The following is a 12069-nucleotide window of genomic DNA, read 5'->3' as shown; positions in this document are numbered from 1 at the left end:
ACGCCCGACCGACGCCCGACCACGAAGGACCCATCACCGTGCACAAGACCCTGCTCGCCGAGTTCACCGCCCGCGAGGGAACGGAGGACGAGGTCGCCCGCCTGATCCTGGACTATGCCAAGAAGGTCCGCGAGGAGGACGGCAACCTCACCTTCGACGTCTACACCAAGGCGTCCCACCCGCGCGCCTACTGGATCTTCGAGGTCTACCGGGACGAGGACGCCTTCCAGGCCCACCTGAAGGCCCCCTACGGCGCCCCGTTCAACGCCGCCCTGGTCCCGCTGATCGAGGAGGACGCCTCGGTGCTGACGTTCCTGGATCCGGTGAGCTGACGGTCACCAGCCGGGCGGGGCCCCCCCCCCCGCGGGCCCCCCCCCCGGCCCCGCCCGCCACCGCATCGGAGGGTCGTCGTTCATCTCACGACCGGGCCGGCCCGGGAACGGGTGCGGGTGCGGGTGCGGGAGAAGACCCTCGCGCCGAGGAGCGGTGTTCCTCCCGAGACAGCGACATGACCTGGACCGGCTGTCCATGGGCAGGGACCCGAGTGGTGCGGTCGAACGCCATCCCGAGCTTGACCATGACCCGCATCGAGGCGCGGTTGTCGACATGGCAGATGCTGACGACACGATCCAGCCGCACCTCGTCGAACGCGAACGCCAGGACCGCTCGGGCCGCTTCGGTGGCATAGCCACGCCCCCACGAGCGGCGTCGCAGCCGCCATCCGATCTCCACCGCCGGCATGATCTCGGGGAGGAAAGCCGGAACGGCCAGTCCCACCCAGCCGACCAGCTCGCCGGTCGCGATCTCCTCGGCGGCGAACAGACCGTACCCGCGCTCGTCCCAGGCGGCGCGCGCACGGGCCAGCCCCTCGGCGGTCCGCTCCCGCGTGCTGACCGAACCGTCGCCGATGTATCGCATGACGTCCGGATCCGCGTCCATCTCCGCCAGCGGATCCAGGTCCGCCTCTCTCCACTGACGCAGCCACAGACGTTCGGTGCGGCGTTCCGGATGCGTCGCCGGGTGTCGCGTCGTCACAGGGCCTTCCCCTCCGGTCTCCTTGCGAACGACGCAACTTACCGGCTCAGCGACTGCAGTGGTCAGTGGTCGGTCAGCGGTGCAAAGTCGCCCACGGCCCCGGACTACTCCTCGTCCGTGCCCACGACGGGCCGCGTCCGGCCGGGTTCGGGCAGCTCGGCCTGCTGGGTGCGGATGTGGAGCACGTCGCCGATGAACAGGTCGTACACCAGCACACCGATCACACCGCCGACGAACGGCCCGACGATCGGAATCCACCAGTAGGCGCTGAACGCGCCCGACAAGCTGCCGGGGAAGGCCAACTCGTTCCAGCCGGCCGCCCAGGTGAACAAGCGTGGGCCGAAGTCACGGGCCGGGTTGATGGCGTACCCCGCGTTCGCCCCGAAGGACATGCCGATGGCGGCCACCACGAAGCCGATCACCAACGGTCCGAGATTCGCCTGCACGGCCATGTTCCGCAGGTCGATGATCGCCACGACCAGCATGACCAGGAAGGCGGTGCCGACGATCTGGTCGATCAGCGGGCCCCAGACGCCGCCGTGGAAGTACGGCGCCGGGAAGGTGGCGAAGATCGAGAACGAGGCGAGCGTGTGCCCGTTCGTCTTCGGCCCTTTCATCGCGTCGTCGAACGTGTTGATCGCGTCGTGGTAGACGGCGTAGACCAGTGCCGCCCCGGCGAGGGCGCCGGCCACCTGCGACACCCAGTACGGGACGACCTTGACCCAGGGGAACTTGCGGCGAACGGCGAAGGCCAGCGTCACCGCCGGGTTGATGTGCGCGCCACTGACCCCGCCGGCCACGTAGATGCCGAGGACCACGGCCAGGCCCCAGCCCCAGGTGATGAGCAGCCAGTCACCCGCGCTGAGGAAGAACGTGGTCGGACCCGACGTACGGCCCGAGCCGGGCAGCGCCGCGACCGCCACTGCCACCACACCGCACCCGAAGGAGATGAGGACGAAAGTCCCCAGGAACTCCGCCATGCACTCGCCCAGCAAGCCTCCGCGACGCCTCAGCCGAGAGGGCTTCACCAGGGGCGGGATCTCTACGGCCATGTGATCCTCCCGATGCACTCGTCGGGTCGCGCTCAAGCGCCACAGCCCGCTCGTGGTGCGGCAGGGGAGGGGGAGGAACCATCAAGGTGCTCCGCTTCCCTGCCACCGTCCGGGCGGAACCCTCTATAGCCACCGTAGGCCCGGGCCGCGACTGCCGCTCGTTGGCTCGGACGAACAGGGGACCCCGCGTTTTCCCCCACGCGTGTCAGGGAACTCCGGGTGGGTGCTGCTGAGGAAGAAGCGAGTGCGGGCCGGTGCCCGGGCGCGGCATGCCGGGGAACGCACCGCCGCCTACATGGACGGGCGGCTGCCCCTCTCCGAGGGGCGCGGACTGCTGCGCAAGGCGTTTCCGGACCACTGGTCGTTCCTGCTGGGCGAGATCGCGCTGTACAGCTTCGTCGTTCTGCTGCTCACCGGTGTGTGGCTGACGCTGTTCTTCCATCCGTCGATGACCGAGGTCGTCTACGACGGCTCCTACCGTCCGCTGGACGGGGTGCGCATGTCGGAGGCGTACCGCTCGACCCTGCACATCAGCTTCGACGTGCGGGGCGGCCTGCTGATCCGGCAGTTGCACCACTGGGCCGCGCTGGTGTTCCTGTCCGCCATCGGCGTGCACCTGCTGCGCGTCTTCTTCACCGGTGCCTTCCGCCGGCCGCGTGAAGTCAACTGGATGATCGGCGTGACGCTGTTCCTGCTGTCGCTCGCCGAGGGCTTCGCCGGCTACTCGCTCCCCGACGACCTGCTGTCCGGCACGGGCCTGAGGATCGCCCAGGGCATCATGCTGTCGATCCCGGTGGTGGGGACATACATCAGCATGTTCGTCTTCGGCGGGGAGTTCCCCGGACAGGACCTGATCCCGCTGCTGTACTCGCTGCACATCCTGCTCGTCCCGGGCCTGCTGCTCGCGCTGATCACCGCCCACCTCATCCTGGTCTTCCACCTCAAGCACACCCAGTGGGCGGGCCGCGGCCGCACCAACCGCAACGTGGTGGGCAAGCCGCTGTTCCCGCAGTTCGCGGCGGGCTCCACCGGGCTCTTCTTCATGGTCTCCGGGGTGCTGACCCTGCTGGCGGGACTGGCGCAGATCAACCCGGTCTGGACGTACGGCCCCTACCGTCCGGCCCAGGTGTCGACGGCCTCGCAGCCGGACTGGTACGTGGGCTTTCTGGAGGGCGCGCTGCGGCTCGTACCACCGTGGGAGACCGTGATCGCCGGGCACACGGTGATGTGGAACGTCTTCCTGCCCGCGGTGGTCCTGCCGGGGGCCCTGTTCGCGGTGCTGTACGCGTATCCGTTCATCGAGCGGTGGGTCACCGGGGACGACCGGGAGCACCATCTGTGCGACCGGCCTCGTGACAATCCGGTGCGCACGGGGCTCGGCGTCGCGGCGGTCTGCTTCTACGGCGTGCTGCTGCTGGCCGGCGGCAATGACGTCATCGCCCACACCTTCCGGGTGTCCTTGAACGCGCTGACGTGGGTGTTCCGCGTCTCGCTGCTGGTGCTGCCCCTGCTGGCCTTCATGGTGACCCGGCGGATCTGCCTGGCGCTGCAGGAGTCGGACGCCGAGCGGCTCGCCGAGGGCGAGGAGACGGGCCAGGTGCGGCAGACGATCGCGGGCGGCTACGAGGAGGCCCACGCGCCGATCGACGAGGAGACGCGGTACGTGCTCGGCGCCCGGAAGCCGGCGATGCTGCCGGTGCCGGCGGGCGACGAGGGGGACGGGTCGCGGGCGGGGCGGCTGCGGGCGGTCCTCGGCTCCTGGTACGGCCGTGACAGGGTCGAACCCCGTGGGGTCGAACCCCGTGACGAGGACGCCGGGCAACCGGCCGCGCGGGATCAGCTGGAGCGCTGACCGCCGCGTCCGGCGTACTGGAACACCATGCCGAAGACGCCGTGCCCGAGGATGCCCAGCCCGAGCAGGGCCAGCCACAGGCCGAAGACGACGCCCAGGGCCAGGACGATCGCCCCCAGGGCGATGGTGATCGGCCAGGGGCTGCGCGGCGGGAAGAACTCCAGCGGGCCCGCCGTCTCGGCGACCTCGGCGTCCAGGCGGTCCTGAGGGCGACGGCCGCGCTTGCGGTACTGCACGTACAGGAAGAACGCCACGAGCGCGGCCATCAGGCACGCGACGACCAGTACGGCGGTCCCGGCCGGTTCGCGGGAGCGCCAGCCGTAGCCGACGGCGGTGACGGCGAAGAAGACCGCCACGCCGGTGAACAGCCGGGCCTCGATTTTCACTGAGCGTCCCTTCGCCTGGTCACTGGACGTGCCTCTGGTCGCGTCGGCTGACATCGGGGTGGTGGAGGTCGAACGCCGGCGACTCGGAGCGGATGCGGGGCAGGGCGTGGAAGTTGTGGCGCGGGGGCGGGCAGGAGGTGGCCCACTCCAGGGAACGGCCATAGCCCCAGGGGTCCTCGCCCTCGACCTTCGGGGCGTACTTGGCGGTCCTCCACACGTTGTACAGGAACGGCAGCGTGGACAGGCCGAGCAGGAACGCGCCGATCGAGCTGATGGTGTTCAGCAGGGTGAAGCCGTCCGCGGCCAGGTAGTCGGCGTAGCGGCGGGGCATGCCCTGCTCGCCGAGCCAGTGCTGGACGAGGAAGGTGGTCTGGAAGCCGACGAAGAGGGTCCAGAAGTGGATCTTCCCGAGGCGTTCGTCGAGCATCTTGCCGGTGAGCTTGGGCCACCAGAAGTAGAAGCCGGCGAACATGGCGAACACCACGGTGCCGAAGAGGACGTAGTGCAGGTGCGCGACGATGAAGTAGGTGTCGGTGAGGTGGAAGTCGAGCGGCGGTGAGGCGATGAGGACCCCGCTCATGCCGCCGAGCAGGAACGTCACCAGGAAGCCGCACGACCACAGCATCGGCGTCTCGAACGACAGCGAGCCCTTGATCATGGTGCCGATCCAGTTGAAGAACTTCACGCCCGTGGGCACCGCGATCAGGAACGACATCAGGGAGAAGAACGGCAGCAGCACCGCGCCGGTGGCGAACATGTGGTGGGCCCACACCACGGCCGACAGCATGGTGATCGCGATCGTGGCGCCGATGAGGGTGAGGTAGCCGAAGATCGGTTTGCGGCTGAAGACCGGGATGATCTCGGAGACGATCCCGAAGAACGGCAGCGCGACGATGTACACCTCGGGATGCCCGAAGAACCAGAACAGGTGCTGCCACAGCAGTGCCCCGCCGTTCGCCGCGTCGAAGATGTGGGCCCCGAACTTGCGGTCGGCCTCCAGGGCGAGGAGCGCCGCGGCCAGCACCGGGAACGCGGGCAGCACCAGGATCGAGGTGAACAGCACGTTCCACGTGAAGATCGGCATCCGGAACATGGTCATTCCGGGGGCGCGCAGGCACAGGATGGTGGTGATGAAGTTGACCGCGCCGAGCGTGGTGGACACACCGGTCACCACCAGCCCCATCGTCCACAGGTCGCCGCCCACCCCCGGACTGCGGACGGCGCTGTTCAGCGGCGCGTACGCGAACCAGCCGAAGGCCGCCGCACCACCGGGCGCCAGGAACCCGGAGACGACCATCAGCCCGCCGAACAGGTACAGCCAGTACGACAGGGCGTTCAGGCGCGGGAACGCCACATCCGGGGCGCCGATCTGCAACGGCATCACCGCGTTCGCGAACCCCGCGAACATCGGGGTCGCGAACAGCAGCATCATCACGGTGCCGTGGATGGTGAACAGCTGGTTGTACTGGTCGTTGCTGAACAGCTGCAGGCCGGGACGTGCGAGCTCGGCCCGCATCAGCAGCGCCAGGACGCCGCCGAAGAGAAAGAAGCAGAACGCGGTTGCGATGTAGAGGTTGCCGATGACCTTGTGGTCCGTGGTCGTGGCCCAGCGCATCAGGGCCCGCCCCACCGCGCGGTCCGTCTTCGCCCGCTGCCGCGGCGTGGCCGCACGCAACCTCGGCGCGGTTCTCCTGTGCTCCACCACCATGGGCCGCTGAGTACCCAGAGCACGACCGCATCACGCACCCTGCGGCCCAGGGTCACCCACTCCGACCTCGAAAGCCACCGGGCCACCGGTACGACGCCACGGAGCGAGGCGGGGCCTGCCGTGAGCGTGAGGCGGTCTGTCGGCTTCCCGGTGACGAGAGCGACCCACGTTGATCTGCCGAGTGGGCCGAGTGCGCCGAGTGGGCCGGGTGCGCCGAGTGGGCCTTGGGCCTAGTGCGCTGGGTGCGCCGGTGTGCGCCGGTGTGCCGGGGGGATGTGCGATCGTGGAGGGCAGAGCCCGACAGGCTCCTGGACGAGGTGCGCCGTACCCAGTCATGACAAGACGGCGCGAGGGGTCTGTCATGGCATGGATCATTCTGGTGCTGTCCGGAGTGCTGGAAGCGGTATGGGCTACCGCACTGGGCAAATCGGAGGGCTTCACCCGCCCCGTGCCGAGCGTCGTTTTCGGCCTTGGGCTGGTGCTGAGCATGGCGGGTCTGGCCTTCGCGCTCCGAACGGTGCCGGTGGCCACCGGCTACGCGGTCTGGGTCGGCATCGGGGCGGTGCTCACCGCGACGTACGCCATGCTCTTCGAGGGTGAATCCGCCGGCCTGCTGAAACTGGTGCTGCTGGCCGGCATCGTGGGATGCGTGGCCGGCCTGAAGCTGACGCACTGAGGTTTCGCGGTGTGGCCGGGGCCGCCGACGGCTAGCTACTTACCCCTGAAGAAGTCCGGAGCTGCTTCTGGGTTGCCCTCTGGGGAGAGCTGGTAAGGGCCGGACCGTGCCCGCGACAGTGGAGGCGGGTCGATGCGGCCGGGGGTGGGGCGATGTTGCGTGTCTCGGGAGTGCAGGACGCCTGGTGGGAGATGTTGCCGGAGCAAGCGCGGCAGTTACCTGCCGAACTGCGCCTGGTCGATGCGTTCTTGGACGACGAGCGATTCATCGCTCCCTGGCGGGCGGTGTTCGCCGAGCGGCTGGGGCGACCGTCCGTACCGGTGGAGACGCTGCTGCGCCTGCTGTATCTCAAGCACCGCTACCAGCTGGGTTACGAGACCCTGTGCCGTGAGGTCGCGGACTCGCTCAGCTGGCGCCGGTTCTGCCGCATCCCGCTGGCCTCCCCTGTGCCGCACCCGACCACGCTGATCAAGCTGGTGCGCCGCAGCGGAGCGCAGACGGTGGAAGAGCTGAACGCCGCCCTGCTGGGCAAGCTGGTCGAGGACAAGCTGCTGCGGTGCCGCAAGCTGCGCATCGACACGACCGTGATGGAAGCAGACATCGACCACCCCACCGACGCTGACCTGCTCGAACACGGTGTACGCAAGCTGGGCCGGCTGGTGGGCCGGATCAAGGCGTCCGGAGCAGCCAGGCGCACCCGTTTCCGTGATCGCAGCCGGTCAGCGGGACGCCGTTTGAAGGAGATCTCTCGCACGCTGCGGCGACGCACCGGCCAGGCGCTGGGCGAGATCGACCGGCTCACCGGTGAAATCGCCTTCGTGGCCCGGGCGACCTTACGGGACGTGGCAGCGGTGGAGCGCAACGCCCGACGCACCCTGCGCAAGCGGCCTTCGGGACGACTTGCGCACCTCGTGGGCGAGCTGGCCGAGACCGCAGCCGGCACCCGCCGACTGCTGGAGCAGACCGCCTTACGCCTGGCGGGCATCCGCACCATCCCCGACCGGCTGGTCTCGTTGGCCGACCCCGACGCCCGACCGATCCGCAAGGGCAAGCCCCAGCACCCCACCCAGTTCGGCTACACCGCGCTCGTGGCCGAGGACGAACGCGGCTTCATCGTCGACCACCAGGTCCAGCGCGGAAATCCGGCCGATGCGCCGCAACTGGTCCCCTCGGTGCAACGCGTCGTGTCACTGACTGGCCGCCCGCCCGGCACGGTCGTCGCCGACCGTGGCTTCGGCACCGCAGCCAACGATCTGGCTCTGGCCGAACTCGGTGTCCAGCGGATCGGCCTGCAACGAGCCGGGAAGCCGGGAAAGGCACGGCGTGAGCACGAGCAAAGTCGCCCGTTCCGGCGGATGCGCAACTGGAGGGTCGGTGTCGAGGCCCGTATAAGTCACCTCAAGCGCAGCTTCGGCTTCCGTCGCACGCGCTTGCGCCGCCTGGCTGGCGCCCAGACCTGGGCCGGAATGGGCATTTTCGCCTACAACCTCCAGCGGATGACCGTCCTCAGCCGGTGAGGCACATGCCGCCAACCGGCCAGGGACACAGCGCCATCCCGCATTACCGGCTCCGTCACCAGCCCAAACACTTTTTCAGGGGCAAGTAGCTAGGGTGTGGGCGCAGCGAGTCACCCAGGAGGAGCCGAGACATGGTCGGTGTTCAGAGCGCGCGTTGACGTTGTCGGCCGTGACCGGCCTGTCATCGCGTGCTGCCCTTGATGTTGCGGCACAGCGAGCCTTTCCTGCCTGAACCGTCGGTGCACCTCTCAGGTGCTCGGTGGCGGGCCTCGTCGTCGGCAACCCAAGGGATTCCCGTGCCGTCCGCTTCCTCAGCTGCGTCCGACCCCGGTCGCCCTGTTCCTCGTGTTCCTCCTGTTCCTTCTGATCTTTCTGATCCTTCCGATCCCTCTGTTTCGCCAAGCCTGTGGCGGGACGCCGACTTCCGCAGGCTCTGGATGGGGCAGACAGCCTCCCAACTGGGTGAACACGCAAGTCTGGTGGTTCTGCCGCTCTTCGCCGTCCTGACGCTGAACGCCAGTGCCGGCCAGCTGGGCGTCCTGCGCGCGGTGGGGCAGGCGCCGATCCTGTTGCTCTCGCTCTTCGTCGGCGCGTGGGTGGACAGGTGGCGGACCCGCACGACGATGGTGCTCACGGACCTCGGCCGGTCCCTGGCTCTGGGCGCCGCCGCCACGGCCGGCCTCTTCGGCTGGCTCGGCCTGCCCGCTCTGCTCGCGCTAGCCTTCGCCGTCGGCACCCTGTCCGTGTTCTTCGACGTGGCATACCAGGCGTCCCTGGTACGGCTGGTGGAACGCGACCAACTGGTGCGCGGCAACAGCGCGCTCGAGGGCAGCCGGTCCGCGGCGCAGATCGGCGGTCCCGCTCTCGGCGGTGCGTTGGTGTCCCTGCTGTCGGCGCCGATCGCCGCCGCCTCCGGCGCGCTGTTCTTCGCGCTGTCGTTCCTGTCGATCCGGCGGATCCGCCGAGCCGAATCGATGCCGGAGCGCCTGGAACACCCCCTTCGGTTCTGGCAACGCATCCATGAGGGCCTGCGTTTCGTCGCCGGCGACACCGTGCTTCGGACCGTATGCCTGGCCTCGGCCGCCTTCCAGTTCTCCTACGCGGCCCTGATGACCGTCTATCTGCTCTTCCTGCCGCGGGAACTGCACCTGTCGGGCACCGTCGTCGGACTTGCGCTCACGGCGGCGGGACCGGGCGCGCTCCTGGGCTCGCTGCTCGCCGCCCGCCTGCCGAGCCGGTTCGGTCATGGCACGGTACTCGTGTGCGCGGCGGCACTCGGCGACGGCGCGTTCCTGTGCGTGCCCGCGCTGCACGGCTCCCCTGCGCTGACGGTCCCCGCGCTCCTTGCGGTCGGCTTCGTGTTCGGCTGCGGCGGCCAGTTGGTGAATGTCACGGTCATGGCCATCCGCCAGGCCGTCACTCCGAACGGAATGCAGGGCCGCGCGGCCGCGACCATCACGTGCGTCGGCATGGGGCTGACCCCGCTCGGCTCCCTGGTCGGCGGATTCCTCGCGCAGGAGTGGGGCCTACGCACCAGCCTCCTGGTGACGGCCGCCGGCATGATGCTGTCCCCAGTGGTCATGGCTTTGTCCCCACTCGTACGCCTGGGCCGAGAGCTTCCGACCTCGCACGACGCGCCGTAAAACGGCCGCCCACCCTGGGCTTTACGCAGCCACTCCGGCGTGGCCGTACTCGCGCTGCCCGCGCGGAGTGGCAGAGCGACTTGTACGTCTCAACCGGTTCAAGCCGTCTCCCTTCGCTGCCCGCACTACTGGACGGTCCCGGTTGGCCTCTTGGGCCTCCAGGCTGGGCCTGCTGACCCGGTACGCGAAGCGCCTCGACGGATGTCGCCGACCGTCGGATGGCTGAGCTCCTGGGGGAGACCCACGACCAGAAGGCCGCCCGGTCACCCCCGACACACGTACCTGCGGCGTGACGGCCCCTGGACTACGGTCCAGGGTGGTGGACTTCAGGAGCGGAGTTCAGGTCAATGCGGGCAAACGATCTGGGGATGTGCCGTCGCGTACGCGGTAGGTGCCAGGACTGATCTCATCGGATCGGGCGAGGGCGCGTTCGGCAAAGCCTTCGGGCCATCTGGTTCCCCGGTTCCACTCGATTCCTGGCTTCAGCTCCAGACCGACGGCTCCAGTCAGATCCGCGCCGAACAAGACGGAGCCGGTAAGGACTGTGCCAGTGAGGATCGTGTTGGTGAGGACCGCGTTGATGAGGAATCCTCGCGTCACATACGCCCCGGTTAGGTCAGCGCTGTCTAGACGTGCGTGGAACAGGACTGCCTCGGTCAAGTCTGCATCGGTCAGGTTCGCGCTGGTCAGGAACGCGTTACTCAGACCGGCACGGGTCAGATCCGCGCCCCTAAGATTCGCTTTGGTCAGGTCTGCGCCGAACAGGTAGGCATCGCTGAGATTCGCATCAGTTAGTTCAGCTTTGGCTAGGTTGACATCGAAGAGATAAGCACCAGCCAAATCCGCACGGGTGAGGTTGCGGGGTGCGTCGTTGTCGGGTCGCTGGAGTGCGAGGCGTGCAGCTTCGGGGCTGGCGTGTGTGGGTGGGCCCGGGTCGGCGGAGCGTTCTGCGATGGCGTGGGCGGCAGCATCAAGCGCGGTGGTGGGGGCGTCTGGGCATGCGAGATATAGCAGCCCGCGCAGAACGCCGACCTGTCGTTGGGTCTCTGTGTCGTCCACCACGGTCTCCAGGGTAGGGCGGTCATCCGGCGAGGACGCGGCGCTGGCAGATCGGGCAGCGGCCGCCAGCGGCATTGATGTACAGGAGGCAGTCAGTGGCTGCGTTCTCCGCTCGGCGCTCCTGCTCGCGGGGGCCTGCCCCGGGTGGCGCCTTGGGATCAGCCATGATCAGGATTTGGAGCTGACGGAAATGCTGCTCAGCGGCCTTCCAATCGATCACGGGTTGTTGGGGTACGCCGTCATCCGGGTCCGGGTGAAGACCACCGAAGGTCAACGCGGCCGCGGCGGTCTCGCCGCCGCGCTCAAAGAGCTCATGGAGCGTGATCACGCGTTGCTGTCCCCCGAGCCCGTCGGGGATTGGGCAAGGGCACGAATCTCGGCTATGACGGCGTCGTAGTCACGGGTCTGGTGCCTTGTGATCTGGGCGGTGATGAGGTAGCCGGCTGTGCCGCCGACGAAGGCGGGGATCGCGGCCCAGCCGACCACAGACAGCGGCCAGGCCGCCCACCCGGGGTCCGCCTTAGCGGGCGAGGCAATCCCGATCAGGATTTCGTATGCGGCTGCCCAGCCGAGTAGCACACCGTTCAGGATGAAAAGGATGGCACAGAGGGCGAGCACCACGGCAGCGCGAGTGAGTAACCAGTATGGGAGGCGACCCAGGGCGTACCGGCGCGCCCACCACCCGGCGACTCGTTGCCCCGCACCCGGCCGAGGAGGTGGCGAAGGTGCCGGCGGTACTGGAGGTGTCGTTGGCGGCACGGTCACGGCAGAGCACGCTAGGGGCAACTGCCGTCGGCACGCAGGGAAACAGCGAAAGCAGTCACCCTGTCGGGATGCGGTACTCGAACTTCCGGAGTCGGAGATCTTCGTCCTCGATCTATGCGCTGAGGTCGGGTCTCAACTAGATGATCGATTCCAAGGGGTCAGTGGTCCCTACCTTGTTGATCGGGATGAGCGAGCCATTCGTAGGGTTGGCTCACCCAGGGGTGTCAGGTGTGGCTTTCAGTGGTCTGCCGTCCGTGGCTGTCTTACGATTCGCCGCCCGCCCCCCGACGACTCGGCTGCTGATGAGGAATTGCGATCCGATCGCTGAGTAGGGACTCGCCAGCGAGGTCGTCTGTGGTTCAGGTAGGCAACCGAC

Annotated in this window: 12 protein-coding genes and 1 riboswitch; of the genes, 5 read left to right on the top strand and 7 right to left on the bottom strand. The window is 68.4% G+C overall.

Translation table 11 applies throughout. The annotated features are described in order from the left end of the window. Positions 1 to 38: 38 nt before the first annotated feature. Positions 39 to 332: a putative quinol monooxygenase gene (locus ACPT94_RS20005; protein WP_360337429.1), complete on the top strand. Its 294-nt coding sequence runs from the start codon at positions 39 to 41 to the stop codon at positions 330 to 332. A gap of 85 nt (positions 333 to 417) precedes the next feature. Here ACPT94_RS20005 and ACPT94_RS20000 read toward each other — a convergent pair whose 3' ends face one another. Both ACPT94_RS20000 and ACPT94_RS19995 read right to left on the bottom strand, forming a co-directional pair. Further along, the gene (locus tag ACPT94_RS20000; protein ID WP_360337431.1) at positions 418 to 1035 is read right to left on the bottom strand and encodes a GNAT family N-acetyltransferase; all 618 of its coding nucleotides are present in this window, start codon (positions 1033 to 1035) and stop codon (positions 418 to 420) included. A 104-nt stretch (positions 1036 to 1139) separates the two neighbouring features. After that, a complete protein-coding gene (locus ACPT94_RS19995; protein ID WP_360337433.1) occupies positions 1140 to 2087 on the bottom strand; it encodes an MIP/aquaporin family protein in 948 nt (315 codons plus the stop codon). Positions 2088 to 2310: 223 nt separating this feature from the next. Here ACPT94_RS19995 and qcrB point away from each other — a divergent pair, with 223 nt between their 5' ends. After that, positions 2311 to 3939, top strand: a complete 1629-nt coding sequence (gene qcrB, locus ACPT94_RS19990; protein WP_425246449.1) for a cytochrome bc1 complex cytochrome b subunit — start codon at positions 2311 to 2313, stop codon at positions 3937 to 3939. On the opposite strand, the gene ctaF is transcribed toward qcrB, so the two are convergent. Together ctaF and ctaD are read right to left on the bottom strand one after the other, a co-directional pair. Further along, positions 3924 to 4325 carry an aa3-type cytochrome oxidase subunit IV gene (gene ctaF / locus ACPT94_RS19985; protein WP_425246448.1) on the bottom strand — a complete coding sequence of 134 codons (402 nt, stop codon included), beginning with the start codon at positions 4323 to 4325 and terminating at the stop codon, positions 3924 to 3926. The genes qcrB and ctaF overlap by 16 nt on opposite strands. 19 nt (positions 4326 to 4344) lie before the next feature. Next, positions 4345 to 6033, bottom strand: a complete 1689-nt coding sequence (gene ctaD, locus ACPT94_RS19980; RefSeq protein WP_425246447.1) for an aa3-type cytochrome oxidase subunit I — start codon at positions 6031 to 6033, stop codon at positions 4345 to 4347. A 290-nt stretch (positions 6034 to 6323) separates the two neighbouring features. Next, a riboswitch (guanidine-III (ykkC-III) riboswitch) is annotated at positions 6324 to 6385 on the top strand. A 9-nt stretch (positions 6386 to 6394) separates the two neighbouring features. Here ctaD and ACPT94_RS19975 point away from each other — a divergent pair. The 3 genes from ACPT94_RS19975 to ACPT94_RS19965 all read left to right on the top strand — a co-directional run bounded on the left by ACPT94_RS19975 (position 6395) and on the right by ACPT94_RS19965 (position 9869). Further along, positions 6395 to 6709: a DMT family transporter gene (locus ACPT94_RS19975; protein ID WP_425246446.1), complete on the top strand. Its 315-nt coding sequence runs from the start codon at positions 6395 to 6397 to the stop codon at positions 6707 to 6709. A 152-nt stretch (positions 6710 to 6861) separates the two neighbouring features. Next, on the top strand, positions 6862 to 8226 hold the full coding sequence (locus tag ACPT94_RS19970; protein WP_425246445.1) for an ISNCY family transposase: 1365 nt from the start codon (positions 6862 to 6864) through the stop codon (positions 8224 to 8226). Positions 8227 to 8630: 404 nt separating this feature from the next. Beyond that, complete coding sequence (locus ACPT94_RS19965; protein WP_425246467.1) at positions 8631 to 9869, top strand: MFS transporter; 1239 nt, start codon at positions 8631 to 8633, stop codon at positions 9867 to 9869. A 339-nt stretch (positions 9870 to 10208) separates the two neighbouring features. On the opposite strand, the gene ACPT94_RS19960 is transcribed toward ACPT94_RS19965, so the two are convergent. The 3 genes from ACPT94_RS19960 to ACPT94_RS19950 are packed head-to-tail and all read right to left on the bottom strand — an operon-like array spanning position 10209 to position 11549. Next, positions 10209 to 10931, bottom strand: a complete 723-nt coding sequence (locus ACPT94_RS19960) for a pentapeptide repeat-containing protein (protein WP_425246444.1) — start codon at positions 10929 to 10931, stop codon at positions 10209 to 10211. A gap of 19 nt (positions 10932 to 10950) precedes the next feature. After that, complete coding sequence (locus ACPT94_RS19955) at positions 10951 to 11256, bottom strand: hypothetical protein (RefSeq protein ID WP_425246443.1); 306 nt, start codon at positions 11254 to 11256, stop codon at positions 10951 to 10953. Then, entirely contained in the window at positions 11253 to 11549 is a 297-nt protein-coding gene (locus ACPT94_RS19950; RefSeq protein WP_425246442.1) for a DUF6313 family protein, read from the bottom strand. The genes ACPT94_RS19955 and ACPT94_RS19950 overlap by 4 nt, the downstream gene beginning before the upstream one ends. Positions 11550 to 12069 lie beyond the last annotated feature (520 nt).

Source organism: Streptomyces aurantiaciflavus, from assembly GCF_049808595.1.
Lineage (GTDB): Bacteria > Actinomycetota > Actinomycetes > Streptomycetales > Streptomycetaceae > Streptomyces.
The sequence above is the reverse complement of the archived record's forward strand: the minus strand, read 5'-3'. Positions and strand labels throughout refer to the sequence as shown.